The sequence below is a fragment of the Methanobrevibacter sp. genome, assembly GCF_017539065.1.
Taxonomy (GTDB): Archaea; Methanobacteriota; Methanobacteria; order Methanobacteriales; family Methanobacteriaceae; genus Methanocatella.
Genome location: NZ_JAFYHP010000014.1, coordinates 44,039 through 68,345, shown reverse-complemented (window position 1 = coordinate 68,345; position 24,307 = coordinate 44,039). Strand labels below are relative to the sequence as shown.

Here is a 24,307-nt window from a genome sequence, read left to right as displayed (position 1 = left end):
ATGGCAAAAGATGAAAAATGGGGTATAGCTAATATTTACTCATCATTTAATAACACTATTATTACTGTAACAGATATTACTGGTGCTGAGACTATTTCACAATGGTCTGGTGGAAAAGTTGTTCGTGCAGACAGACAACAAGCTTCACCATTCGCAGCAATGGCTGCAGCAACTAGAATAGCTGATGATGCTAAAGAAAAAGGATTTGTTGGATTACATATTAAAGTAAGAGCTCCTGGTGGAAATGGACCTAGAAGTCCAGGACCTGGTGCACAAGCAACTATTCGTGCTTTAGCAAGAGCTGGAATTAAAATAGGAAAAATAGAAGATATCACTCCTATTCCTCACGATGGTACTGGAAGACCTGGTGGTAAAAGAGGAAGAAGAGTTTAAGCGGAAGGGTTTAAAATGGAGATAGAATTTAAAAGTCAAAGTGATAATGAATTAATTTTCATTGTTCGCGATGCAGAAGTGCCTTTTATAAATGCTATTAGAAGAGTTGCAATGGTTAATGTTCCAAAAATTGCAATTGAAGATGTAAATATTATTAGAAATGATTCTGCAATGTTTAATGAGGTACTTGCTCACAGACTTGGTTTAACTCCTTTAGTTTCTGATTTAGATGCTCTTGAAGGATTGTCATTACCTGAAGATGATGATTGGGAAGAGTACACAAATGGAATCATGTTCCATTTAAATGAAGTTGGACCTAAAGTTGTTTATTCTAAGGATTTAATATCTTCAGACTCTAAAATTAAACCAGTATACGACACAATACCTTTAGTAAAACTCAAAGAAGGTGAAGAACTCAATATTGAAGCAGTTGCTAAAGTGGGTTATGGAAAAGAACATGCTAAATGGATACCAACTACAGTATGTGCATACAAACAATATCCTGAGATTACATTTAATGAGGATGTTGAAATCGATTATGATTGTGCTCAAGCATGTCCTAGAGGTATTTTAAAATCAGATAAAAGATCTAAAAAAATTAAAATCTTAGATATTGAAGACTGTGCCATGTGTAAGAGCTGTGTAAGAGCTTCTGACAATGGTTACATTAATGTCGGATATCGTCCAAATGATTTTATATTTAGAATTGAAACTGATGGAGCAATGCCTCCTAAAGAAGTTTTATTAAAAGCATGTGACGTATTAGGTGAAAAAGCGGATAAGTTTATCAGATTTAGTGAAGAAGGAGGAAGTAAATAATGGTTAAGAAAGTAGTAAAAACAAATCCTAACCTTATTGAACTTATTAATAAACTTTATGAACAATCAAGAAGTGAAGATGCAGCTATTTGGAAAGATGTTGCACAAAGACTCGAAAGGTCTAATAGAAGAACCGCTGAAGTTAATTTATCTGATATTACAAGATATGCTGAAGCTGGTGAAACTATTTTAGTACCTGGTAAAGTTTTATCAAATGGTGATTTAGAAAACAAAGTAGATGTTGTAGCATTAAAATTCTCAGCTAAAGCACAAGAAAAAATTGAAAGTGCTGGTGGAGAATGCATCTCAATTGAAGAAATTATGGAAAATAATCCTAAAGGATCAAACATAAGGATTATGGAATAGGGGATGTGTGTTATGATGATTATTGATGGAGAAGGATGCGTTTTAGGAAGATTAGCTAGTATAACTAGTAAAAATCTTTTAGAAGGCGAAGAAGTAGTAATTCTCAACGCTGAAAAAATTATGTTAACTGGTAACAAGGATTGGGCTTATGCTAAATACAAACAAAGAGTTGACAGGGCAAGTATTTCCAACCCTCGTGACTTAGGTCCAAAATATCCTAGAAGACCGGATGATATATTCAGAAGAACTGTAAGAGGAATGTTACCTTTCAAAAAATCCAAAGGTAAAACAGCATACAAAGGCTTAAAAGCTTTCGTTGGCGTGCCTGCTGAATATGCTGATGCTGAACTCACTGCAGTTCCTGAAGCAGAATACAAAGATCTTAAAAAAGGTGTAGAGTTAGGAGAAATCTCCAAACTTTTAGGAGCTACCTTTTAGATAAATGGGTGTGATTATGGTTAAAGTTATTCATACTAGTGGAAAACGTAAAACAGCTATCGCAAGAGGTACTGTTCGCGAAGGAACCGGTAAAGTTAGAATCAACAAAGTTCCTTTAGAACTTTATTCTCCTGAGCTTGCTCAGTTAAAATTACAAGAACCATTAACATTAGCTGGAGACTTAGCTAATGAAGTGGATATTAATATTCACGTAATTGGTGGTGGAGTAATGGGTCAAGCTGAAGCTGCACGTATGGTAATTGCTAAAGGACTTGTACAATGGTCTCAAGATATGGATTTAAAAGAAAGATTCATTCAATATGACAGAACCATGTTAGTAGGTGACCCAAGACGTTCAGAACCTAAAAAATATGGTGGTCCTGGAGCAAGAGCACGTAAACAAAAAAGTTACAGATAAATTCTGTACTTTTATATTTTATTTAAATTAAAAAGATGATATAAATGATTCCTATAAGATGCTTAAGTTGTGGAAAACCTGTATCAGCTTACTTTGATGAATACAATAAAAGAATCGAAGCAGGCGAAGATTCTAAAGATATTTTAGATGATTTAGGTTTAACTAGATACTGTTGTAGAAGAATGTTAATTTCTCATGTGGAAACTTGGGAATAAATGATTGTAGGGATATTTTTTAATAAAAATATAATCTTGGTAAAATATACCTAAATGGAAGTAATATTCATGGATGTTGAAAAAAAATTAACAAGGTTTGAAAAAGCTAGGATTCTTGGAGCTAGAGCAATTCAAATATCTATGGGGGCAAAACCTTTAGTGGACATTACTGATTCCTTAGATCCAATTGATATAGCTTACGAAGAACTCAAAGCTGGAGTTTTACCATTAGATGTTATTAGAGATGAATAGATTTAATCTATTTATTCTCAATTTATTTAAAAAAAATAAAAAATACCAATATAACTCTATAAAGAAACTTACTGATTTTTTTCAAGATATAGGTTTGTTGGTAATAAATTAAATGACACTGAGGTGTTTTTTTGGATAGTATAATAGAAGATGTCCAGGTTCGAAAGATTTTGGACAGCAGAGGCAATCCAACCATTGAGGTAGACGTAATTACTTGGAATGGATTTGGTAGAGCTGCTGCACCAAGTGGAGCAAGTACTGGATCAAGGGAAGTAGTATCTCTCCCAGAAGGAGGAGTAGACATTGTAGTAAGTGAGATGGAAGATTTAATCGCTTCCGAACTTATTGGAATGGATGCATGTGATGTTGCTACTATTGACGAAGTATTAAAAGAGATTGATGGCACTGATAATTTAGCTGCAATTGGAGGTAACACTACCGTTGCTATTTCAATGGCTGTAGCTAAAGCGGCTGCATCATCTTATAATATGCCACTTTATCAGTACATTGGAGGTAATTTTGCAAATGAATTGCCATATCCGTTAGGTAATATGATGAATGGTGGTGCTCATGCAGGTGTTAATGCTCCGGATATTCAAGAATTCTTAGTTGTTCCTATTGGAGCCACTAATATTGTTGATGCAATATTTGCAAATGCTTCTATTCACAAAAAATTAAAAGAATTAATCCAATCTAAAGACTCTGCTTTTACAGGAGGAAAAGGAGATGAAGGTGGATGGGTACCTAACATCACTAATGTTGATGCTTTAGAAATCCAAGCACAAGCTTGTGAAGAAGTCGGTGATGAGATAGGTATTGAAATCAGACCTGCTTTAGATATGGCAGCATCTGAGCTATGGGATGCAAATGAGCAAAAATATATTTACGCTCAAGATAATATCAAAAGAGATACTGGAGATCAAATTGATTTCGTAAAAGATATTATTGATACTTATAAAATGTTTTATGTAGAAGACCCATTTGACGAATCTGACTTTGAAGGATTTGCTCAATTAACTTCTAAAGTTGGAAATAAATGTCTCGTTTGTGGAGATGATTTATTTGTAACTAATAAAGAGCTTTTAGCTAAAGGTATTGAAACTAATGCAGCAAACGCAATTATTATCAAACCTAATCAAATTGGATGTTTATCCGAAACTTTTGCAACTGTTAAATTAGCAAAGGAAAACGGTATTGTACCTGTTGTTTCCCATCGTTCTGGGGAAACTACTGATGATACTATTGCACACTTAGCTATTGGTTTTTCATCTCCAATGATTAAAACCGGTGCTATCGGTGGAGAAAGAATAGCTAAATTAAATGAGCTCATTCGTATAGAGGAGAAACTTCCAAATTCAAAAATGGGGAAATTTTAAAAATTTTGGAGAAAGATAAGATGTCAAAAGTAATTCTTGATTACGACAAATGCGATGGTGCTGACTGCGCAGAATGTGCTGATGTCTGCCCAATGGAAGTATTAGTTCTTAAAGGAGACAAAATTGAAATTGTCGACCCTGAAGAATGTAGTTATTGTGAAGTATGTATGGACGTTTGTCCAAATGAATGTATTAAAATTGAAGATGACTTTTAAATTGTAGGTGAAAAAATGGTAAATGAAGAACTTTTAATAGACTTAGATAATTATTTAGCAGCTGGTTTACACATTGGTACCCAGCAAAAAACTAGTGACATGGAAAAATACATATTCAGAGTAAGATCTGACGGTTTATATGTATTAGATATTCAAAAAACTGATGAAAGAATTAGACAAATTGCAAAATTATTAGCAAAATATGACCCTGATGATATTTTAGTAGTAGCTACCCGTCAATACGGTCAAGCTCCTGTTAAAAAATTCGGTGAATTAACCGGTGCTAAAACTATTCCTGGAAGATTCATCCCAGGTACTTTAACTAACCCAAATTATGCTAAATTTATTGAACCAAAAATCATTGTTGTAACTGACCCAAGATCAGATGCACAAGCAATTTTAGAATCCAAACAAAACGGTATTCCAGTTATTGCATTATGTGATACTGAAAACTTACTCAGTTTTGTTGATATTGCTGTACCTGTAAACAACAAAGGTAGAAAAGCTATTGCTTTAGTTTACTGGTTACTTGCAAGACAAATCTTAAGAGAAAGAGGAGACATTCCAGAAGACGGCGATTTAGATATTGATGCAACCGAATTCGAACTTAAATTTTAAGTGAGTTAGATGTTAAGACAACCTGCTGTAGCCGGAGCATTTTATCCGGATAATCCTGAAATCCTAAAAAAACTTATTGAAAGTTGTTTTTTAGATTATGCTGGCGTTGGTTACTTGCCAAAGCTTAATTCATTTGATGATAAAGATTATCCTATAAATGTCATGGTTCCTCATGCGGGTTATCAATATTCTGGTGCAATAGCCTCACATGGTTATTGCGAAATCGTTAAAAATGGTTTTCCTGAAGTTTTTATAATCATAAGTCCCAACCATACTGGATTTGGTAGTGAAATATCCGTATTCAACGAAGGCGAATGGATTACTCCACTTGGAAATGTTGAAGTGGACAAAGAATTTGCAGAAGCTATTATTGAATCTTCAGATATTGCTTCAGCAGATTTTACAGCCCATATTCGTGAGCACAGTATTGAAGTTCAACTACCATTCCTACAATATTTTTCCAATGATTTTAAAATTGTTCCAATCACAATGGGAAGACAGAACTTTGTCACTTCAAACGATTTATCAAATTCAATCGTTGATGCGGCAGATAAATTAAATAAATCTTATTGTGTGATTGCAAGTACTGATTTATCTCATTTCAATAATCAAGAAAAAGCAAATAAGGTCGATGGTTTTGTTTTGGAAGATATTGGGGAAATGAATGAATTTAAACTTTTTGAAGAAGTTGTTCAGTATAATATTACAATGTGCGGTTATGGTCCGGTAATGGCTACCATGGCTCTTTCTAAACGATGTGGGAAGAAAACTAGTGAAATATTGGCTTATGGGACTAGTGGTGATGTCACTGGAGATTTCACATCAGTTGTAGGTTATGCTTCAGGAATTTTTAAGTAAGGTGTATTTATGATTGCTAAAGCCTCTGCTCCGGCAAAAACTATATTATTTGGCGAACATTCTGTAGTTTATAGTGAACCTGCTATAGCGGGTGCAGTAAATAAAAGAGCTTATGTAACCATTAAGCCATCAGAAACTGATGCCACTATTTTTAGAGCTCCGGACATTGGTTTTGAAGCGGAATTGCTTACTCAATATAAAAAATATATTTTACTTAAAGGAAAACCAGGTATTATTAGATATATTTTAGAGTCTCTTTATAGAGTTCATGACCATACTCCAATTGAAATTATTTTAAATTCCAATGTTCCAATTGGTTCAGGACTCGGTTCATCAGCAGCCGTAACAGTAGCTACACTTGCTGCATTATACAGATATCATAATATTCGTTTTAACAAACAGTCTCTTGCACATGATGCCCATATGGTTGAACAAGCAGTTCAGGGCGTCGCAAGTCCACTAGATACCTTGGTCTCAACTTATGGAGGACTTGTTTATTTGTCAAGAAATAAAAAAGTTGAGCATTTCAATGTTAAGTTTGATGTTCCTTTTGTTGTTGGTTACACTACTAAGCATGGAAATACTGGTAAGATGGTTAAAGATGTAAGGCATCGTAAAGATAGAAATCCAAAAATTATTAATCCAGTAATTACTGCAATGGGTAATCTGACTAATTATGCAAAACAAGCTATTTTAAAAGGGGATTTCGCGAAAATTGGTGAATTAATGAATATTAATCATGGGTTTTTAGATGTTTTAGGAGTAAACACACTAGAATTGTCTCGTATGGTATATAATGCAAGAGAAGCCGGCGCTATAGGTGCTAAAACTACGGGGGCTGGTGGCGGAGGAAGTATTATTGCTCTCTGTCCGGGTAAAGTTGAGGAAGTGGCAAGGGCCATTGATCGTGATGATAATATTTTAAAAGTTAAATTTACTCGCAAAGGGGTTTCTTCAAGGGTTTACAGTGATTAAATGATTATCTTAAAAATTGGCGGCAGCATATTAACTAATAAAGATTCTAAGACAAGTGAAGTCGATGCTGCTAGTCTTAAAAGGATTGCATCTGAAATTAAAGCTTCAATTGATAACTCACCTAAACAATTAGTCATTGTTCATGGTGCGGGTTCATTCGGACACCCTCCAGCAAAAAAACATAAAATTGGAGAGAAATTTGATGAATCGCAATATCCCCAAAAAAGATTGGGATTTTGTGAAATTCAAAATGAAGTTAAAAAATTAAACATGTTTGTTTGTGAAGCTTTTATTAAAGAGGGTTTGCCAGTTATTGCCGTTCCGGCTTCTAGTTTTATAACAGCAACTAATAAAAGAATAACCGGAGGCAACTTGGATTTATTTAAAGATTATCTGTCTAAAGGATTTATTCCAGTTATTTATGGGGATGTTGTTCTTGACTGTGAGTTGGAATTTTGCGTAATATCAGGAGATCAATTAATCCAATATTTAGCAAAAAATCTCAGTCCCGACCAAGTAATTCTGGGAACAGATGTCGACGGAGTTTATGATAAGAATCCTAAAACACATGATGATGCACAATTTTTTGATAAATTCACTTCACTTAAGGATTTAGATACTTTAGAAGGAACCACTAATGTTGATGTAACTGGTGGTATGGTAGGAAAGATTAAAGAGCTTTTATTTTTAGCAGATTTAGGAATTGAATCTAAAATAATAAATGCTGAAGTTAAAGATAATATTTTCAAAGTACTAGAAAACGAAGATGTAAAAGGAACAATAATTTCAAGGGGAAATTAATCATGATTTCAGATAGAAAATTAGAGCATTTATTAATTTGTGAAAATTATGATGTGGAGTTTAAGGATAAAACTACTGGATTCGAAGATATTGAGTTAATCCATAATGTTTTGCCTGAGATTGATAAAAATGAAATAGATTTATCAACTTCAGTTTTTGGTAAAAAATTAGACTCCCCTTTATTTATTACAGCTATTACAGGAGGCCATCCTGCTGCTAAGGAAGTTAATAAACAATTAGCAATTGCAGCGGAAAATAATGGAATCGCTTTAGGAGTTGGATCTCAAAGAGCAGCTTGCGAACATCCTGAACTTGAAGATACTTATACTATTGTTCGTGAAAATGCGCCAGATTGCTTACTTGTTGGAAATATTGGAGCCCCACAATTGAATTTGGCCCAAAAAGCAGTTGAGATATTGGATGCTGATATATTGGCAATTCACTTAAATCCTCTTCAAGAATCAATACAGCCTGAAGGTGATTTGGATGCTAGAGGATATACAGAATTAATCGCTAAAATCACAGATACCGTTGATATTCCCGTTCTTGCAAAAGAAACCGGCTGCGGAATTTCTGCAGAGTCAGCTAAAATACTGGTTGATGCAGGAGTTGATTTTATTGATATTGAAGGTGCTGGAGGAACTAGTTGGGCTGCTGTTGAAACATATCGGGCAGAAGATAGGTATTTAGGAGAAATTTTTTGGGATTGGGGAATTCCAACTGCAATTTCTACTGTTGAAGTTACAAATGCAGTCAATGTTCCAGTTATTTCATCCGGAGGTATACGCACAGGTCTTGAAGCCGCTAAAGCTATTGCCCTTGGGGCAGATGCAGTCGGTATGGCTTTGCCATTTCTAAAAAATTCCGCTTCTCAGGAAGCTTTAAACACATTTATTAATAGATTTAATGATTCACTAAGAATTGCTATGTTTTTAGTTGGAGCAAACAATATTGAAGAATTGAAACAATCTAATTTAGTTATTCGCGGAAAAACAAGGGAATGGCTAAATGAGAGAGGTATTAACACAAAGACTTATTCAAGGAGATGAAACATGAGCGTTGAAGTAATCGCTATAGGGGGATATCAGGAAGTCGGGAAAAACATGACTGCTGTCCGTATAGATGATGATGTTGTTATTTTTGATATGGGAATTCATCTAGATAGGATTAGTATGCACGAGGACACTGATATCGATAGAATGCATAGTTTAGATTTAATTGAAAGAGGAGTTATTCCAGATGACACCTTGATGAAGGATGTTGACGGTAAGGTAAAAGGAATAGTATTCTCTCACGGTCACTTGGACCACATTGGTGCGGTCGCTAAACTAGCACACAGATATGATGCACCATTAATCGGAACACCATATACCGCTGCTTTAATTGAAAAACAAATTAAAGGGGAACGCAAATTTAAAGTAGAAAATCCGATTAAAGTCTTAAACCCTGGAAGTAAAGTAAAGCTTTCAAAAGACATTACTTTGGAATTTGTACAATCTACACACAGTATTCCACAGGCAGTATTTCCAGTTTTACATACTCCAGAAGGAATTATTGTATATGCACTTGATTTTAAATTTGATAACCATCAAAAGGTATCTCCTCCACCTGATTACAAAAGATTAAAAGAATTAGGTAAAAAAGGAGTACTTGCATTAATTGTAGAAACCACTAATGCAATAAATTATTCAGAAGTAAAGACTCATTCAGAAAGAATTGCAAGAAATATTTTGGAAGATGTGATGAGAGAGCCATTGTATGAAAAAACTGGTATGATAGTCACCACATTTTCATCTCACATAGAACGTGTACAGGCCATTGCGGACATCGCTAAGAAAAGCCATAGGGAAATATTTTTCTTGGGCAGGTCAATGGAGAGATTCTGCGGTATTGCACAGAAATTAGGAATTTTGAAATTACCTGAAAACGCCAGTATTTATGGATCTCCAAAAGCTGTTAACAGAGCTTTAATGAAAGCAGATGAAGACCGTGCGAATTACTTGCTTGTAACAACAGGGCACCAAGGGGAACCAGATGCTCTGCTTCCAAGAATTGCTAGTGGCAGAACTCCATTTAACATTAAAAAAGGAGACAATATTATTATTTCAGCACCTATTATTCCAAACCCGACCAATGCTGCTAACAGGCACATTATGGAAAGGAGATTGAAAGTGAAAGGTGCAAGAATTTATCCTAATGCTCACGTTTCCGGACACGCTGGAAGAGAAGACCACAGGGAATTCTTACGTATGTTGAAACCACAGCATATTATACCGGCACACGGAGACTTATCAATGCTTTCGGCTTATGCTGAGCTTGCCGAAGAAGAAGGTTACAGAATCGGATATGATATCCATATTTTAAGAAATGCTCAAGCACAAGTTTTTAGAAGTTAAGGAGGAAAATTTATGAGTGATATTAAAGAAGTTCTCGGAAATTATTCACAGGACATTACAAAAACAATCGAAGAAGAATTAGCCACTATTACTCCAGATAATTTATCTGAGGCATCAATATATTTAACTCGTGCTGGTGGAAAGATGTTAAGGCCAGCTTTAACATTAATTACAGCCGAAGCTGTTGGCGGAAAACGTGAAACTGCTCTTAAAGCAGGTGCGGCTATTGAGTTGATCCACACATTTTCATTAATTCATGATGATATCATGGATCAGGATGATATGAGAAGAGGAATGCCATCAGTTCATAAAGTTTGGGGAGATGATGTTGCAATTCTCGCTGGAGATACATTGTTTTCAAAAGCATTTGAAATTATCATAGGTTCTGAGGGAACAAGTTCTGAGCAAAATAACAAATCTTTAGCCACCGTTGCTGATGCTTGTGTTAAAATCTGTGAAGGTCAGGCATTAGACATGGGCTTTGAAGAAAGATTTGATGTTACAGAAGATGAATACATGGAAATGATTTTCAAAAAAACTGGCGCATTGATTGCAGCTGCTACAAAAGCTGGAGCCATCATGGGCGGAGCTAGTGATGAAGTGATTGGTGCAATGTATGAATACGGACGTTTAATCGGACTTGCCTTCCAAATCCAAGATGATTATCTTGACTTAGCATCTGATGAGGAAACATTAGGTAAACCAATCGGTTCTGACATTGGAAAAGGTAAAATGACCGTCATCGCAATTAAAGGTTTGGCTAGTGTTGATGATGATAGATTACTTGAAATCTTAAAAGCTGAAAATAATTCTCAAGATGAGGTAGATGAAGCAATTGAAATTTTAACAAATTGTGGTGCTATTGAATATGCTCATAATTTGGCACAAGAATATGTGGAAAAAGCAAAAGAAGTGCTCGAAATATTAGAGGACTCTTCATCTAAACAAATACTTGTTGACATTGCAGATTTTGTATTGGAAAGACATTCATAGATTTGTCTTTCTATTTTTAATCTTAGATATTTTTATAATACTTTTTTATAAATTTGTATGTTTTAAAGTAGTAATAAATTTAGAAAAAGTATTACTTAATTTAATTATTATACTCAATACTTTTTTAACTATATTTCATCATGGCATTGTTTATTTTTTATAAAAATTTCTATTTCTGTTGTTTTTTCAATTTAATTTCTTTAAATAGTCTTATTTGAAATTTAGTTGCCGATTTCTAATTTGCTATTTTTTTTAAGAATTATTACTAATTTTAATTAAGGAATGCACGATTTAGAATTCTTTTCAATTACTCGTTTATGATATTTATAAAAAAATTAAATCCCTTAGAATCATTTATTTTATTTTTAAAGCTCAAAAATTCAATGTAATACTTTAAAAAGATTTATATAGTTATTACTCATTACTATATTGTAGATTATTTAATTAAATTCTTAATTGGATAATTTTAATAAAAATGTAATAATTGTTGGGGAGTAGGATGAAAATATACGTGCAAAAAATTGCGATGATAAGGCCGGATGTTAATCCAAAAAATTCAAATTTAAATTTAGATATTGATTGGTCAGTTGAATATTGGGATACTGATAAAAATCAAGTAAGATTTAACATGATTTTAAAGTCTTTACATCAATTTTGTGTAGATTTTAAAATAGAGGGGGTTGTGGAATTATATGCTTTGGAAAAATTCATTCAAGAAGATGTTTCCAAATTAATTTTCCATAAATCATGTTCTATTTTGATGGATATGATCTCATTAACTAGAGAATCAACTCATATTTTATCAAATCCGGATAATTTATCAGATTTTGGCAGTGAACATATTTCAAGTACTCTTTTTAACTAATTTGGTGATGTATTATGTTAGAAATTAAACACACGTTATGCCCTTCATGTAGTGTTGGTTGTGGTATTAATGTGATTTTGGAGAATAATGCGGTTGTTGGTACTTTTCCATACAAAAGACATCCGGTAAATGCAGGAAAAAATTGTGCAAATGGAAGAAATTCTATTGGAAATTTTGTAAATAAAATAAATGAAGCTAGTATCTCTCAGGCAAATGTTGATTTGGATAAGGCATTTGCGGAAGTTTCCAAAGAAATTAATGCTAATGATAAGGTTACAGTATTCTTATCTGGAAACAACAGTTTAGCTGATGCTGAAGCAATTAAATCTTTTAGTGAGGAGAAAAATCTTGATTTAGTATTCTATGCTGATGATTTAAGGAACTTTGAAGATGTTGCTTCCTATGATGATGTTGAAGATGCATCTTGTGTTTTAGTTATTGGTGACGTTTTGTATGAGAATCCTTTAATTGGAAGAAGAATTGTTCATGCAAAACAGAATGGAGCAAAAATATTTTCTAATATTAAAGCTGAAAAATCCGTAACTGCAAACATTTCTGATGAAACAACTTCCGGTTCTGTTCAGGAATTCCTAGATACTTATAAAGATAATTTAGATGATTCATCTGTAGTGGTATTTAACACTGTTGATTGTGAAGATGATTTGGATAAGATTGAAGAGTTAGGATTTAAAATATTGCCGGTATATAGTAAAACTAATACAAAAGGTATCTTAAGTATTGCCGATTCCAATTCAAAAGAGGAAATCATTGAAGCATTGAATGATACCAAAGTTTTGTTAATCTTTAATGATGATGTAGTGGACGATTTTGATTTTGATTTCAAATCCATATCTAAGGTAATTAGTTTTTCTGCATTTAAAAATAACACCACTGAAATTTCAGATATTGTTATTCCGATCAAATCTTGGTTAGAGTATGAAGGTTCTGTCGTAAATGCGATGGGCGAAACTCAAACATTTGTTCCGGTTATGGAATCTGATGTGTTAAGTGTTGAGGAAGTTATTGAAAAAATTAAAGGTTGATTTGGGGGATTTTTATGAGTTATGTTTTAGCTAAATCTAAAGATGAAGAGATTCATAAAGCTGGTGAATGTGGAGGAGCAGTCACTAGTATTTTCAAATATTTATTAGACGAAGGCCTTGTTGATGGTGTTTTGGCTTTACGCCCTTGTGATGATGTTTATGATGGTGTGCCAACACTTATTACTAATTCTGAAGATTTAATCGGAACTGCAGGTTCTTATCACTGTGCTCCAACAATGGTTGGGGACCTAATTCAAAAATACCTTATAGATAAAAAAATTGCAGTTTCTGTAAAGCCATGTGATATAAGATCAATTGATGAGCTTATTAAAAGACACAAAATCAATCCGGATAATCTTTATACAATTGGTTTAAATTGTGGAGGTACCGTTTCTCCAGTGTCTGGTAGAAAAATGATTGATTTGTTCTATGAAGCTAATCCTGATGATGTTATTTCAGAAGAAATTGATAAAGGACAATTCATAATTGAACTTGCTGATGGAAGTGAAGAAGCTGTCAAAATCCATGATTTGGAAGAAAAAGGTTATGGTCGTCGTAATAACTGTCAAAGATGTGATGTTAAAATCCCTAGAAAAGCAAACCTTGCATGTGGGAACTGGGGAGCAGAAGACGGATGGACATTCATTGAAATTAATGATGAAAAAGGCCAGGAATTAATTGACGGTGCTAAAAAAGCTGGAATTCTAGAAACTAAATCACCGAGTGATGCTGCAGTTGAAGGAAGATCCAAAGTTGAAAACATCATGATAAAAATGGCTAAGAAAAATCAAGATGCAACTTATCCTTCAGTTAATGGAATCGATGACTGGAGCAGATGCATAAGTTGTTATGCTTGCCGGGATATTTGCCCAATCTGTTGGTGTTATGAAAATTGTGAGCTTAACAAATCTTACTTTGATGAGAAAGATATACCTCCAAGCCCTATTGCTTTTCAGGGGGTTAGATTGTCCCATATGAGTTTCAGTTGTTGTGACTGTGGCCAATGTGATGACGTATGTCCGATGGATATTCCTGTTTCATTGATTTTTGACAAATTGCAGAAAAAATATTGTAATAGAACTGGTTATGTAGCCGGAGTTTCAACTGATAGCAAACCTCCGTTATACAGTCCAGATAAAGTGGAGTTATGAGGTGGTTTAATGTCTGATGATTTAAAAATTGTTGGTTTATTATGTAATTGGTGTTGTTACGGAGGTGCAGATACTGCAGGAACTGCACGTATGCAATATCCTCCAAATGTTAGAATCATTCGTGTAATGTGTTCCGGAAGAATTAATCCTTCAATGATTTTCAAAGCCTTTGATGAAGGTGCTGATGGAGTATTTGTAGGAGGTTGCCATATTGGGGACTGTCATTATGATGCAGGTAACTACAAATGGTCCAGACGTTCCAAAATTGTAGAAGACATTCTTGAGGAATTTGGGATTGAAAAGGAAAGGTTCCGCCATGAATGGATCTCCGCATCAGAAGGAGAAAAATTCCAAACAACAATGGAGGAATTCCATAAAACTCTCACAAAATTGGGTCCATTGGAATTAAAATAGAGTTTAAAAAATAGCCAGTCACACTGTAAATAGCTATTAATTAGCTATTTACTTTAACTCTTTAGCTGTCTTTCTAAGATTAGTGAGACATCACTAATGTTAGAAAAATAGTTAAAATAGAGAATATTTTGGCTGTTTTTCATGTTGATTATCTTATGTTGATATATTTCATCATTAGCCAAAAGTGATGCTGGCTGCTGGCATAACCAGTCAATATTGCTTTTATTTTCTCCATCAATGTAATGATAATTAATAAAAAAAGAAATTTGTATACTCATATAGGTTTCTTTCACTGTCTACAATAGCTATTAAAGCAATCTCTCCTCTAGTCTTTAATAGCTATTTTTTTTTAAAAAATTTTAGAAAAATTTGATGTGATAATTATGGTAGTTAAAATTGCTATTATTAAAAGTGGTAATATTGGTACTTCACCAGTTATTGACCTATTGTTAGACGAAAGAGCAGACAGACCAAATATCGATGTAAGAACATTTGGATCTGGTGCAAAAATGAACCCAGAACAAGTAGAAGACGTTGTTCCTAAAATTGACGCTTTCGAACCTGATTTCGCAATTTTCATTAGCCCAAACCCAGGAGCTCCTGGACCAGCTAAAGCAAGAGAAATGTTATCTGCTAAAGATATCCCTGCTATTATCATTGGTGACGCACCTGGTAAAGGTAAGAAAGATGAAATGGACGAACAAGGTCTCGGTTACATTATCGTGATGTCTGATCCTATGATTGGTGCAAAAAGAGAATGGTTAGACCCAACTGAAATGGCTATTTTCAACTCAGACATCTTAAAAGTACTTGCAGAAACTGGTGCATTAAGATTAGTTCAAAAAACCATTGATGCTGTAATTGCTCAAGCTGACGCTGGAGAAGCAATCGAATTACCAAAACTCATAGTCACTGCTGAAAAAGCTGCAGAAGCTGGTGGATTTGCTAACCCATACGCAAAAGCAAAAGCTATCGCTGCTTATGAAATGGCAGGATCCGTTGCTAACTTAGATATGAAAGGTTGTTTCATGACAAAAGGTTTCGAAAACTTCATCCCATTAGTAGCTGCTGCTCACGAAATTGCTGCATGTGCTGCTAAATTAGCACAGGAAGCAAGAGAAATCGAAAAAGCTAATGATACTGTTTTAAGAACCCCTCACATGAAAGAAGGAAATCCAGGTTGTAAAACAGATCTTATCAGTAAACCTCAATAGGTTTACTATTTTTTTTTAAAAAAAGTTTAAAAGAAAAGAAGTTTTTAAACCACTTTTCTTAGCAATACACTTGTATTGTTAGAGTTTCCTATTGGAAGCAACATTACCTCTTTATGGAATCCTCTGAGGATGGTATCGGTTAATGGAGCATAAAGGATGGCTCTCATACCACTGTATGTTCTAACAAGAACAGGTGTTTTTTCATCAACGATTTCCCAAACATTCGAAAATACTCTTTCTTTAGGTTCGGCAAATGCTGCCACCATTAGTATGTCATAATCAATGTCTTTGAGGGTTGTTTCGTCTCCGACTATTATTTCTATGCCGTCATCAAGGCCCAATTTTTTTATGACTTTCCTGGACAATTCCGCAACATCTTCCTGGATTTCGATACCGATACATTTGCAGCCGAATTTCTGTCTGAACAATATCAAAGTCAATGGCAAAGGACCGCTTCCAACAAAGACAAAGGTTTTGTCTTCATGCCAATGTGCCAATTTGGATTCATTGGTGAGCAAACCCTGATATCTTTCATAGAAATGAAACTTGTCTAGTGTTGCATGAGGGTCATCTGACTCAATTATTTCCAGTGCATTGTTTGTTTCCAGTCTGGCACCGATATACAAATAGAATTTTCTGATTAGTTTTAGAGCCTTATTCATCTTTTCATCATCTAGGATGTGTTTTGCTGAATCAAAGTCTATTGTTTCGTCATGTGCAATAACTTCAATTTCATCCAATAATGCGGTAACTTCATCTAAATCAACATCATTTAAGGAAGATATGTCATCTAAAGAGTCGACACCATAATTTTCTAACTTATTAGCAATTTCTTCTATTTTTGGCCAATATTTCCAGCAACTCATTTTAATCACTATGAAATGATATAAACTTAATAGTAAATAAGCTTTTAGTTTTTCTAAAATTAAAATTAATAATAATCTCTCTTAGAGTATTAAAAATTCCTTTTTTAAAAAAATATAATTCAAAAATCTTTTTTTAAATTATCTATTTGGAAACATAGATAATTTTTACCCGGTTAGAAATAACTAATTATATTAATGGAAAAACTCAATAGGTTATCATGAAAGGAATTATTGGCGCGATTGCAGGGGATATCATAGGTTCTCCTTATGAGTTTAATCCAATTAAAACTAAAGATTTTTCCTTGTTTTCAAAAAGATCTGAATTTACTGACGATACAGTGTTAACATTGGCTATTGCAAAGTGGTTATGTGAAGATAAGGATTCAACTCGTGTTTTAATTAACAATCTGCAGGATTTGGGAAATGCATATCCTGTAGCCTATGGTGCAAGCTTCACTTCTTGGTTAAGGCAGGATTCACCTAAACCTTATGACAGTTGGGCAAACGGATCAGCCATGAGGGTCTCTCCCGTTGCATGGGTTGGAGATTCATTAGAAGAGGTTCAAAGACTTGCCAGAATGTCAGCAATTGTTTCCCATGACCATCCCGAAGGAATTAAGGGCGCTTTATCTACTGCAGATGCCATATATCTGGCCAGAATAGGAGCCAATAAGGATGAGATTAGAGACCACATTGAACTTAGGTACGGTTATGATTTAAGCCGCAGCGTTGACGAGATAAGGCCGACCTATTCTTTTGATGTTTCTTGCAAAGGCAGTGTTCCGGAGTCTATAATCTGTTTTTTAGATGCCAATGACTTTGAGGATGCTGTTAGAAATGCCGTTTCACTTGGTGGTGATGCCGATACGCAAGCTGCCATTGCAGGAAGTATTGCTTCAGCTTATTGGGATGTTCCTAAAAATATTTCATATAAATCCATTCATCGTTTGGATTATTGGCTTTTGAATGTTTTCATCGATTTTGAAGAGAAATTTATGAACGAATTTTAAGGCTTGTTTTTCTTTTCTAACTTTTTCAATTGGTTCATGAACCTTTCATCATAGTTTTTAGCCACGTCTTCGTATTTGTTCCATATTCCGATGGCGGTTTCTGGAATGACATTACGCTTATCTTCACTGAATTTGGTGTATGTGTGCATCATCTCTTTTGAATCGGAAATCAGGACCTTTACAAAGGGAATATCTGCTTTTTGAATGTTAATGTTCGCATCTTCAAACATTTTAATAATGTCTACTTCCTCATTGTTGATGTAACATGTTGGTGAAGCCAAAATATTAACTCTTAAGCCACGCCTCCTCTTGAATGCATTAACCAATGCCTTGCCTTCGCCTTCAAATAGGAAGCCTATCCTCATGTTTATTGAAGATTTTGCCCTATTGATGATTTCCACTTCCTGATTGATGATTTTTTCAACGCCGTATATTCTCCAGATAGGTGCTTGAACTTGACTCATTCCGTTTTCATATATGTTTGTCAAACGGGATATTGCATCATCTATTTCTCCGTTAATCCGTTCCTTTTCACGATTCAAAACTTCAACTGGAGATTTGACGTTATATGTCAGTGGCCTTCCGTCCTCAACGTCAATAAAGTTCTTTTTATACAAACCTTTCAACACATCATAAATTTTGCTTCTGGGAATTCCGGACTTTTCAGAAATTTCTGTTGCATTTGATGAAATTAGAGAAGTAAGTGTAACGTAAGCCTCAGCTTCATACATTGTCAGTCCCATTCCTTTAAGTACAGTTATATTTTCATCCATGATGATACTATGTTTTGGGAGCATATAAATGTTACTTTTCACCCTTGAATAGTGACAATATCTTTATATATGATTTATTTCAAACTAGGATTAACAATTATTTAGGAGATATGATTATGTCAAACGAAAGCTTAGATATGTTTTGTTATCAATGTTCCCAAACCGCTAAAGGTACTGGATGTACCGTAAGCGGAGTTTGCGGCAAAAAACCAACCGTAGCAAGATTACAAGATAACTTGATTTTTACCATGAAAGGTATTAGTGCATACAACTACAATGCAAATGTTTTAGGAAAATTCAATCCTGAAATAGATGCATTCTTGACTAAAGGACTATACACCACATTAACCAATGTCAACTTTGATGCAGGCGACTTGGTTGATTTAGCTTTGGAAGCAGGTAAGGTAAGTGTTGATGTAATGAGATTGCTCAAAGATGCACACATCGAAGCATATGGTGAACCACAGCCTGTTGAAGTTAGTGTAGGTGCACAGGAAGGGCCTGCAATTATCGTAACCGGCCATGACTTAAAAGCTTTAGAAGAATTGTTAAAACAAGTTGAAGGGACTGACATTAAAGTTTACACACATTCAGAAATGTTGCCTGCTCACGGATATCCTGGTTTAAACAAATATGAAAACTTGGCAGGCCAACTCGGCGGAGCATGGCACGATCAAAGAACAATATTTAAAAAATACAATGCAGCAATTGTTGGAACCAGCAACTGTGTACTGCCTGCATTAGACTCATACAAGGAAAGAATGTTCACAATGGATGTAGCAAAACTTGAAGGAGTAAAAACTGTTGAAGATTATGACTTTTCAGAAGTTATTGAATGTGCAAAATCTTTAGGAGGCCTTGAAGCAGAAGAACTAACCACCATCACAACTGGTTGGAGTGCAGGAGCTATTGTAGAACATGCAGATGCAATTAAGAAATTAGTTGAAGAAGGTAAAATAAGAAGATTCTTTGTTGTAGGGGGATGTGACAAGGCAGCAAAACACAATGATTACTATAGGGAATTCGTAGCCAACTTGCCTGAAGACACAGTAATTTTAACATTGGCATGCGGCAAATACAAATTCAATGATCTGGACTTGGGAGATATTGAAGGAATTCCAAGATTGCTCGATGTAGGTCAATGTAACGATACAATTGTTGCAGTTGATGTAGCTGTTGCATTATGCGAATTATTTGACATGGAATTAAATGAATTGCCGTTAACAATTGTTCTCAGTTGGATGGAACAAAAAGCTGCAGCAGTTCTCTGGGCATTGTTATACCTTGGAAAAACAGACATGTGGATTGGACCTGTGCTTCCTGCATGGGCAAATGAAGACATCTTAAATGTCTTGGTTGAAAACTATAACTTGACTCCAACAACTGGAGATGCAATAGCAGATATAAAAACAATTATGGGGGAATAACTCATGAGAGGGGATATTATGGCAAAAGCTCTTGATATCCAAAAATTAGTAGACTACCAATCAGGCACTGTTGTCAGCCGCGAAGTAATCAAAAAAGAGTTAGGAACAGTCACATTCTTTGCCTTTGATCAAGGTCAGGGATTGTCTGAACACTCCGCTCCATTTGATGCAATGGTTCAAGTAATCGATGGTGAAGCAGAAATCACTATTTCCGGTGAAAAGCACACTGTTAGGGCAGGTGAAATTATCATAATGCCTGCAAATGAGCCACATGCACTTCAAGCTGAAAACAGTCATTATAAAATGATTTTAACCATGATTAGAAGTGATTAATTTCATTTTATTTTTCTATTTTTTCCACCAAACCATTATCCAATCGGCTTTATCTTTTTCATTGAATAATTTTCCGTTTTCATCTTTCACGAGAACTTCATCTAAATATTTAACGAGTTCCTCTTTTTGACTATCTGAGTATAAATCAAGCCTAAACTTGCCATTATTCATAGCATTTTCAATGCTGTCATATATTTTGTAGTTTTTAAGGTCAAAACGTTCAATATTTGCATAGATTCCCATATTGAACAGTATATTAAAGAAATAATCGTAATCTGGGAAATCTTCTGTTTGTATGCCGAGCCTTTTATCAAAGTCTTTTTCCAATTTTTTGTTTTCAGGCCCAAAAATGGTTATGAAAACATACTTGTTGGCAATTTTATTTAATTCGCTCAACACTTCTTCAATCGGAATGATTCCATTTAAAGACCTTGAACAAACGACAACATCAACGTCCCCAATGTCATCATAAGCGATTTCTTCAATCGGTTTTAAAATTGTTTCAATATTTGAAATTTTATTGTCTTCTGCTCTTTTTTCTAAGTATTCAAGCATTTTAGGTGATGAATCGATACCAATTACCTTTTTAACTCTTTTAGCTATTGGTATTGTAACGGATCCCTCGCCGCATCCAACATCTAGAACAGTATCGGTTTCATCAAGGATTAATTTATCAAATAGTGCAGTCTGATAATCTTCATTTTTTGTTCTTTTGTAAAATCCTGGAGCGGCATCATCCCAATTCTTGTTAACTTTCCCGGCGAGTCTTTCGGCCCAAAAACTTGCCCAATCAACATCATTCGGGTTTTCTATACATTGTTTCATATGATGGTCCTCCCTTCCAGAACATTCATGTAATCTTCATAATTTTCTTTTAATAATTCAGGAATGTTAAGTTCATATGGGCATTTGTCAACGCATTCATAGCATTCGACACAATCTAGGGTTTTTTTCATTATCCCTTGAGTTCTTTCGTCCATATTCGGTTCGGTTGGAAAACGCCTAATCCATAGGGACATTCTTGCGCACAAACTGATGTTAATTTCTTCAGGGCAAGGCATGCAGTAAGCACATCCTCTGCAGAAGTTTTCTCCAAGTTCATTTTTATCATTTTCAATGGCATTTTTAAGCTCATCATCTAAAATAGTATTCTCATCATATGATAAGAATTCATTTAACTCTTCGAGTTTCTGAATTCCCCAAATAGGCAAAACATTATCAAATTGGTTGATGTATGCAAAACTTGCTTTGGAATTTTTTAGCAAGCCTCCTCCCATCGCTTTCATTGCAATAAAACCAACATCTAATTGCCTACATTTTTCAACTAATTCAAGCTCTTCTTGGCCACTTAAATAAGAAAATGGATATTGCAATGTTTCATAAAGGCCGCTATCTAATGCTTCATGGGCATGAGTGATTTTATGGGTAGTAATTCCAATATGCCTTACCATTCCTTTGTTTTTAGCTTCCAGCATTGCCTTAAATAATTCATCATCGGCTTTAGGAACAAATGAGATATTATGGAATTGATACAAATCCAGATAATCTGTTTTTAAACTTTTAAGGGATGTCTCTAAATCACTCCAAAAATCTTCTGTAGTTTCTGCGCCGGTTTTACTTGCAAGATAAATACTTTCCCTAGGCACATCTTCAAAGGCGTTACCTATTTTTTCCTCACTATCTGTATAAAAGTGGGCAGTATCATAAAAATCAATTCCGTTTTCATATGCGGTTTTCAATATTTCAATGGAATCCGCCATGTTCCTTCTCTGTATTGGCAGTGCTCCAAAACCATTTTTATTAACTTCCAGGTTTGTTTTTCCAAGCCTCATTTTATCATACCCATATAATTCTTAATCTTTATATATCTTCAATTAAATAAATAATATTACTTATTTTTATAAATGAATTGATTATTGTGATGATTAAATGAATGATTTAGAAAAGATTATCTATAAACATGCTTTACTCAATGCAGCAAAACATAAAGGATCTGCTAATCCGGGTGCTGTAATGGGTTCAATCATGTCAAATGAACCTGAACTTAGAAGCAGGGCAAAAGAAATAGGTCCAATGTCTGGTAAAATTGTAGCACAAGTTAATGCATTATCTCCAGAAGAACAGAAAACTGAAATGGAGAAATTAGGTGTGGAAGTCCAAGAGAAAAAATCTAAAGCAAAAGAAGTGGGCTTACAAGAACTTCCCGGCACTCATGAAAACATTGTATTGAGATTTGCTCCAAATCCAAGCGGACCGCTACATATTGGACACTCCCGTGCAGCTGTACCGAATGCGGAGTATGTAAAAAGACATAACGGTAAATTAATTTTAAGAATTGAAGATACTGATCCAAAAAGAGTATTCGAACCTGCTTATGAAATGATTCCTGAGGATTTGGAATGGTTAGGAGTTAAAGCAGATGAAATAATCTATCAATCTGATAGATTTGAAATTTATTATGATATTGCTCGCCAATTAATTGAAAAAGGGGCAGCTTATATGTGTACCTGTGATGGAGCAGCATTTAAAGAGCTGAAAGACAACTGCAAACCTTGCCCATGTAGAGATAACTCTGTTGAAGAGAATTTGGAATTGTGGGAAAAATTCGATACAATGGACGTCGGTGAAGCAGTGCTCAGAGTCAAAACTGATATCAATCACAAAAATCCTGCAATTCGTGATTGGGTTGCAATGAGATTGGCCGATGAAGAACATCCAAGATTAGGTACAAAATATAGGATTTATCCAATGATGAACTTTTCAGTATCAGTAGACGACCATTTAATGGGATTGACTCATGTTTTAAGAGGAAAAGACCATTTGGCAAATACTGAAAAGCAAAAATACTTATACGACCATATGGGATGGGATGTGCCTGAATACATCCATTATGGTAGGTTAAAAATGGAAGACATTGCACTCAGTACTTCAAAAGCTAAAGAAGGTATTGAAAACGGTACTTATAGTGGATGGGATGACCCTAGACTTGGTACTTTAAGAGCAATTGCAAGAAGAGGTATTCAAGCTAAAACAATCTATGATTTAATAATTGAAATAGGCGTTAAAATGGCCGATTCTGCAATCAGCTGGAAGAAAATATATGGTCAAAACCGCAATTTCCTGGAACCGATTGCAAACAGATATTTCTTCTGTGAAAACCCTCAATTAATCACTGTTGAAGGTTATGAAGACGGCAAAGTCGATATTGAAAGACCTTTGCATGCAGACCACATGGACAGGGGAAATCGTCACTTGCCGTTTGATGGAAGCGCTTATCTTGCCCAAGCCGATATCAATGATGGAATATTCAGGTTGATGGATGCTGTTAACGTCAACATCAAAGGTGAGGAAATAATTTATCATTCCACTTCATTTGAGGATGCAAGAAGCGTTAAAGCCAGAATAATCCAATGGGTTCCGGTTGAAGATAATGTAAATGTTAAAATAGTGATGGATGATGCATCAACTAAAACAGGTCTTGGCGAAGGTGCACTCAAAGACTTGGAAGTTGGAGACATTGTTCAATTTGAAAGAGTTGGATTTGCACGTCTTGATGAAATAACCGATGAAGAGTTAATTTTCTACTTTGCACATAAATAGGTGTAAAAATGACAATGTTTACAAATGGATTTTCAACACTTCAAATGCCGGAAGATTTTGAGGCGATTAATGCAAAAGATGAATTTACAGAATTATATTTAGTAAATACTAAAATTCCAATGTCCATTAAATTTTCAACTACTCCCACCCTCGTAGGACTTCCAGATATTAAAGCAGACATCGAAAGGAATGTAACTGCTAATGAGAGGATAAATGTAATCGGCTCTGACTTCATGCTAATAAATGATAAGATCTATTATGTTATCATCACTTCTTTTTCAGATGGTGAAAATCAAGTCAGAAGAAACGAATTTTTATATGTGGAAGACAATAATCTCTATATTTTCGAATTCACATATCCTTATGCGGATAGGGATTTGGATGATTTTTATCTAAACATTATCCGTTCTTTAAAAATTAGTGTGCCGAAATATATAGTTGAAAATGGTGAATATAGGATTAATAATGAAGAAAAATAG

30 protein-coding genes are annotated in these 24,307 nt (G+C 34.6%); 26 read left to right on the top strand and 4 right to left on the bottom strand.

What is annotated here, in order from left to right; genetic code table 11:
• From IKS50_RS03515 to IKS50_RS03415, 21 genes are all read left to right on the top strand, one after another.
• Entirely contained in the window at nt 1–393 is a 393-nt protein-coding gene (locus IKS50_RS03515) for a 30S ribosomal protein S11 (protein ID WP_069574667.1), read from the top strand.
• Between the two features lie 15 nt (nt 394–408).
• Entirely contained in the window at nt 409–1,212 is an 804-nt protein-coding gene (locus IKS50_RS03510; RefSeq protein WP_292845421.1) for a DNA-directed RNA polymerase subunit D, read from the top strand.
• On the top strand, nt 1,212–1,577 hold the full coding sequence (locus tag IKS50_RS03505) for a 50S ribosomal protein L18e (RefSeq protein ID WP_292845417.1): 366 nt from the start codon (nt 1,212–1,214) through the stop codon (nt 1,575–1,577). Before IKS50_RS03510 ends, IKS50_RS03505 begins: the two co-directional genes overlap by 1 nt.
• A gap of 15 nt (nt 1,578–1,592) precedes the next feature.
• A complete protein-coding gene (locus IKS50_RS03500; RefSeq protein WP_292845453.1) occupies nt 1,593–2,015 on the top strand; it encodes a 50S ribosomal protein L13 in 423 nt (140 codons plus the stop codon).
• A gap of 16 nt (nt 2,016–2,031) precedes the next feature.
• Entirely contained in the window at nt 2,032–2,433 is a 402-nt protein-coding gene (locus IKS50_RS03495) for a 30S ribosomal protein S9 (protein ID WP_292845413.1), read from the top strand.
• 44 nt (nt 2,434–2,477) lie between these two features.
• Complete coding sequence (locus IKS50_RS03490) at nt 2,478–2,648, top strand: DNA-directed RNA polymerase subunit N (RefSeq protein WP_292845410.1); 171 nt, start codon at nt 2,478–2,480, stop codon at nt 2,646–2,648.
• Between the two features lie 54 nt (nt 2,649–2,702).
• Nucleotides 2,703–2,900 carry a DNA-directed RNA polymerase subunit K gene (locus IKS50_RS03485; protein ID WP_292845406.1) on the top strand — a complete coding sequence of 66 codons (198 nt, stop codon included), beginning with the start codon at nt 2,703–2,705 and terminating at the stop codon, nt 2,898–2,900.
• 131 nt (nt 2,901–3,031) lie between these two features.
• Complete coding sequence (gene eno / locus IKS50_RS03480; protein WP_292845403.1) at nt 3,032–4,276, top strand: phosphopyruvate hydratase; 1,245 nt, start codon at nt 3,032–3,034, stop codon at nt 4,274–4,276.
• A gap of 20 nt (nt 4,277–4,296) precedes the next feature.
• Nucleotides 4,297–4,491, top strand: a complete 195-nt coding sequence (locus tag IKS50_RS03475; protein ID WP_292805624.1) for a 4Fe-4S binding protein — start codon at nt 4,297–4,299, stop codon at nt 4,489–4,491.
• 15 nt (nt 4,492–4,506) lie between these two features.
• Nucleotides 4,507–5,109 (top strand): 30S ribosomal protein S2, encoded by a 603-nt coding sequence (gene rpsB, locus IKS50_RS03470; protein WP_292792411.1) that lies wholly within the window; start codon nt 4,507–4,509, stop codon nt 5,107–5,109.
• A 9-nt stretch (nt 5,110–5,118) separates the two neighbouring features.
• Nucleotides 5,119–5,967 (top strand): MEMO1 family protein, encoded by an 849-nt coding sequence (locus tag IKS50_RS03465; RefSeq protein ID WP_292845399.1) that lies wholly within the window; start codon nt 5,119–5,121, stop codon nt 5,965–5,967.
• 9 nt (nt 5,968–5,976) lie between these two features.
• Nucleotides 5,977–6,942 (top strand): mevalonate kinase, encoded by a 966-nt coding sequence (gene mvk, locus IKS50_RS03460; protein ID WP_292845396.1) that lies wholly within the window; start codon nt 5,977–5,979, stop codon nt 6,940–6,942.
• On the top strand, nt 6,943–7,743 hold the full coding sequence (locus IKS50_RS03455; protein ID WP_292845393.1) for an isopentenyl phosphate kinase: 801 nt from the start codon (nt 6,943–6,945) through the stop codon (nt 7,741–7,743).
• Between the two features lie 2 nt (nt 7,744–7,745).
• Nucleotides 7,746–8,792 carry a type 2 isopentenyl-diphosphate Delta-isomerase gene (fni, locus tag IKS50_RS03450; RefSeq protein ID WP_292845390.1) on the top strand — a complete coding sequence of 349 codons (1,047 nt, stop codon included), beginning with the start codon at nt 7,746–7,748 and terminating at the stop codon, nt 8,790–8,792.
• Between the two features lie 3 nt (nt 8,793–8,795).
• Nucleotides 8,796–10,139: an RNase J family beta-CASP ribonuclease gene (locus IKS50_RS03445; protein WP_292845387.1), complete on the top strand. Its 1,344-nt coding sequence runs from the start codon at nt 8,796–8,798 to the stop codon at nt 10,137–10,139.
• A 12-nt stretch (nt 10,140–10,151) separates the two neighbouring features.
• On the top strand, nt 10,152–11,132 hold the full coding sequence (idsA, locus tag IKS50_RS03440) for a short chain isoprenyl diphosphate synthase IdsA (RefSeq protein ID WP_292845384.1): 981 nt from the start codon (nt 10,152–10,154) through the stop codon (nt 11,130–11,132).
• A 499-nt stretch (nt 11,133–11,631) separates the two neighbouring features.
• The gene (locus IKS50_RS03435; protein ID WP_292845381.1) at nt 11,632–11,997 is read left to right on the top strand and encodes a hypothetical protein; all 366 of its coding nucleotides are present in this window, start codon (nt 11,632–11,634) and stop codon (nt 11,995–11,997) included.
• Between the two features lie 14 nt (nt 11,998–12,011).
• Nucleotides 12,012–13,040 carry a hypothetical protein gene (locus tag IKS50_RS03430; protein ID WP_292845378.1) on the top strand — a complete coding sequence of 343 codons (1,029 nt, stop codon included), beginning with the start codon at nt 12,012–12,014 and terminating at the stop codon, nt 13,038–13,040.
• A gap of 8 nt (nt 13,041–13,048) precedes the next feature.
• Nucleotides 13,049–14,191, top strand: coding sequence for a Coenzyme F420 hydrogenase/dehydrogenase, beta subunit C-terminal domain (locus tag IKS50_RS03425; RefSeq protein WP_292845450.1), 1,143 nt, complete (start codon nt 13,049–13,051; stop codon nt 14,189–14,191).
• Between the two features lie 9 nt (nt 14,192–14,200).
• Nucleotides 14,201–14,605 carry a hydrogenase iron-sulfur subunit gene (locus IKS50_RS03420; protein ID WP_292845375.1) on the top strand — a complete coding sequence of 135 codons (405 nt, stop codon included), beginning with the start codon at nt 14,201–14,203 and terminating at the stop codon, nt 14,603–14,605.
• 383 nt (nt 14,606–14,988) lie between these two features.
• The gene (locus IKS50_RS03415) at nt 14,989–15,819 is read left to right on the top strand and encodes a F420-dependent methylenetetrahydromethanopterin dehydrogenase (RefSeq protein ID WP_292845372.1); all 831 of its coding nucleotides are present in this window, start codon (nt 14,989–14,991) and stop codon (nt 15,817–15,819) included.
• A 44-nt stretch (nt 15,820–15,863) separates the two neighbouring features.
• On the opposite strand, the gene IKS50_RS03410 is transcribed toward IKS50_RS03415, so the two are convergent.
• Nucleotides 15,864–16,685, bottom strand: a complete 822-nt coding sequence (locus IKS50_RS03410; RefSeq protein WP_292845369.1) for a nicotianamine synthase family protein — start codon at nt 16,683–16,685, stop codon at nt 15,864–15,866.
• Nucleotides 16,686–16,903: 218 nt separating this feature from the next.
• On the opposite strand from IKS50_RS03410, the gene IKS50_RS03405 reads away from it, so the two are divergent.
• On the top strand, nt 16,904–17,695 hold the full coding sequence (locus IKS50_RS03405) for an ADP-ribosylglycohydrolase family protein (RefSeq protein ID WP_292845366.1): 792 nt from the start codon (nt 16,904–16,906) through the stop codon (nt 17,693–17,695).
• Here IKS50_RS03405 and IKS50_RS03400 read toward each other — a convergent pair.
• Complete coding sequence (locus tag IKS50_RS03400; RefSeq protein WP_292845363.1) at nt 17,692–18,468, bottom strand: TrmB family transcriptional regulator; 777 nt, start codon at nt 18,466–18,468, stop codon at nt 17,692–17,694. The two genes, IKS50_RS03405 and IKS50_RS03400, sit on opposite strands and share 4 nt — an antisense overlap.
• A gap of 116 nt (nt 18,469–18,584) precedes the next feature.
• Here IKS50_RS03400 and hcp point away from each other — a divergent pair, with 116 nt between their 5' ends.
• Together hcp and IKS50_RS03390 are read left to right on the top strand one after the other, a co-directional pair.
• The gene (gene hcp / locus IKS50_RS03395) at nt 18,585–19,895 is read left to right on the top strand and encodes a hydroxylamine reductase (RefSeq protein ID WP_394357517.1); all 1,311 of its coding nucleotides are present in this window, start codon (nt 18,585–18,587) and stop codon (nt 19,893–19,895) included.
• Nucleotides 19,896–19,898: 3 nt separating this feature from the next.
• Entirely contained in the window at nt 19,899–20,228 is a 330-nt protein-coding gene (locus tag IKS50_RS03390; protein ID WP_292845357.1) for a cupin domain-containing protein, read from the top strand.
• 15 nt (nt 20,229–20,243) lie between these two features.
• Here IKS50_RS03390 and IKS50_RS03385 read toward each other — a convergent pair whose 3' ends face one another.
• Together IKS50_RS03385 and IKS50_RS03380 are read right to left on the bottom strand one after the other, a co-directional pair.
• The gene (locus IKS50_RS03385) at nt 20,244–21,053 is read right to left on the bottom strand and encodes a class I SAM-dependent methyltransferase (protein ID WP_292845354.1); all 810 of its coding nucleotides are present in this window, start codon (nt 21,051–21,053) and stop codon (nt 20,244–20,246) included.
• On the bottom strand, nt 21,050–22,060 hold the full coding sequence (locus IKS50_RS03380) for an aldo/keto reductase (protein WP_292845351.1): 1,011 nt from the start codon (nt 22,058–22,060) through the stop codon (nt 21,050–21,052). Before IKS50_RS03380 ends, IKS50_RS03385 begins: the two co-directional genes overlap by 4 nt.
• A gap of 97 nt (nt 22,061–22,157) precedes the next feature.
• Here IKS50_RS03380 and IKS50_RS03375 point away from each other — a divergent pair, with 97 nt between their 5' ends.
• Together IKS50_RS03375 and IKS50_RS03370 are read left to right on the top strand one after the other, a co-directional pair.
• Nucleotides 22,158–23,828, top strand: a complete 1,671-nt coding sequence (locus tag IKS50_RS03375) for a glutamate--tRNA ligase (RefSeq protein WP_292845348.1) — start codon at nt 22,158–22,160, stop codon at nt 23,826–23,828.
• A gap of 8 nt (nt 23,829–23,836) precedes the next feature.
• The gene (locus IKS50_RS03370) at nt 23,837–24,307 is read left to right on the top strand and encodes a hypothetical protein (protein WP_292845346.1); all 471 of its coding nucleotides are present in this window, start codon (nt 23,837–23,839) and stop codon (nt 24,305–24,307) included.

What these genes read in the sequence shown, in the direction of transcription:
- IKS50_RS03495 (WP_292845413.1), top strand. Translation starts at nt 2,032, where the DNA reads ATGGTTAAAGTTATTCATACTAGTGGAAAACGTAAAACAGCTATCGCA.
- fni (WP_292845390.1), top strand. Translation starts at nt 7,746, where the DNA reads ATGATTTCAGATAGAAAATTAGAGCATTTATTAATTTGTGAAAATTAT.
- IKS50_RS03465 (WP_292845399.1), top strand. Translation starts at nt 5,119, where the DNA reads ATGTTAAGACAACCTGCTGTAGCCGGAGCATTTTATCCGGATAATCCT.
- IKS50_RS03515 (WP_069574667.1), top strand. Translation starts at nt 1, where the DNA reads ATGGCAAAAGATGAAAAATGGGGTATAGCTAATATTTACTCATCATTT.
- IKS50_RS03475 (WP_292805624.1), top strand. Translation starts at nt 4,297, where the DNA reads ATGTCAAAAGTAATTCTTGATTACGACAAATGCGATGGTGCTGACTGC.
- hcp (WP_394357517.1), top strand. Translation starts at nt 18,585, where the DNA reads ATGTCAAACGAAAGCTTAGATATGTTTTGTTATCAATGTTCCCAAACC.
- rpsB (WP_292792411.1), top strand. Translation starts at nt 4,507, where the DNA reads ATGGTAAATGAAGAACTTTTAATAGACTTAGATAATTATTTAGCAGCT.
- idsA (WP_292845384.1), top strand. Translation starts at nt 10,152, where the DNA reads ATGAGTGATATTAAAGAAGTTCTCGGAAATTATTCACAGGACATTACA.
- IKS50_RS03420 (WP_292845375.1), top strand. Translation starts at nt 14,201, where the DNA reads ATGTCTGATGATTTAAAAATTGTTGGTTTATTATGTAATTGGTGTTGT.
- mvk (WP_292845396.1), top strand. Translation starts at nt 5,977, where the DNA reads ATGATTGCTAAAGCCTCTGCTCCGGCAAAAACTATATTATTTGGCGAA.
- IKS50_RS03370 (WP_292845346.1), top strand. Translation starts at nt 23,837, where the DNA reads ATGACAATGTTTACAAATGGATTTTCAACACTTCAAATGCCGGAAGAT.
- IKS50_RS03390 (WP_292845357.1), top strand. Translation starts at nt 19,899, where the DNA reads ATGAGAGGGGATATTATGGCAAAAGCTCTTGATATCCAAAAATTAGTA.
- IKS50_RS03405 (WP_292845366.1), top strand. Translation starts at nt 16,904, where the DNA reads ATGAAAGGAATTATTGGCGCGATTGCAGGGGATATCATAGGTTCTCCT.
- IKS50_RS03505 (WP_292845417.1), top strand. Translation starts at nt 1,212, where the DNA reads ATGGTTAAGAAAGTAGTAAAAACAAATCCTAACCTTATTGAACTTATT.
- IKS50_RS03375 (WP_292845348.1), top strand. Translation starts at nt 22,158, where the DNA reads ATGAATGATTTAGAAAAGATTATCTATAAACATGCTTTACTCAATGCA.
- IKS50_RS03500 (WP_292845453.1), top strand. Translation starts at nt 1,593, where the DNA reads ATGATTATTGATGGAGAAGGATGCGTTTTAGGAAGATTAGCTAGTATA.
- IKS50_RS03385 (WP_292845354.1), bottom strand. Translation starts at nt 21,053, where the DNA reads ATGAAACAATGTATAGAAAACCCGAATGATGTTGATTGGGCAAGTTTT.
- IKS50_RS03510 (WP_292845421.1), top strand. Translation starts at nt 409, where the DNA reads ATGGAGATAGAATTTAAAAGTCAAAGTGATAATGAATTAATTTTCATT.
- IKS50_RS03435 (WP_292845381.1), top strand. Translation starts at nt 11,632, where the DNA reads ATGAAAATATACGTGCAAAAAATTGCGATGATAAGGCCGGATGTTAAT.
- IKS50_RS03410 (WP_292845369.1), bottom strand. Translation starts at nt 16,685, where the DNA reads ATGAGTTGCTGGAAATATTGGCCAAAAATAGAAGAAATTGCTAATAAG.
- IKS50_RS03380 (WP_292845351.1), bottom strand. Translation starts at nt 22,060, where the DNA reads ATGAGGCTTGGAAAAACAAACCTGGAAGTTAATAAAAATGGTTTTGGA.
- IKS50_RS03490 (WP_292845410.1), top strand. Translation starts at nt 2,478, where the DNA reads ATGATTCCTATAAGATGCTTAAGTTGTGGAAAACCTGTATCAGCTTAC.
- IKS50_RS03400 (WP_292845363.1), bottom strand. Translation starts at nt 18,468, where the DNA reads ATGGATGAAAATATAACTGTACTTAAAGGAATGGGACTGACAATGTAT.
- IKS50_RS03445 (WP_292845387.1), top strand. Translation starts at nt 8,796, where the DNA reads ATGAGCGTTGAAGTAATCGCTATAGGGGGATATCAGGAAGTCGGGAAA.
- IKS50_RS03455 (WP_292845393.1), top strand. Translation starts at nt 6,943, where the DNA reads ATGATTATCTTAAAAATTGGCGGCAGCATATTAACTAATAAAGATTCT.
- IKS50_RS03485 (WP_292845406.1), top strand. Translation starts at nt 2,703, where the DNA reads ATGGAAGTAATATTCATGGATGTTGAAAAAAAATTAACAAGGTTTGAA.
- IKS50_RS03415 (WP_292845372.1), top strand. Translation starts at nt 14,989, where the DNA reads ATGGTAGTTAAAATTGCTATTATTAAAAGTGGTAATATTGGTACTTCA.
- IKS50_RS03430 (WP_292845378.1), top strand. Translation starts at nt 12,012, where the DNA reads ATGTTAGAAATTAAACACACGTTATGCCCTTCATGTAGTGTTGGTTGT.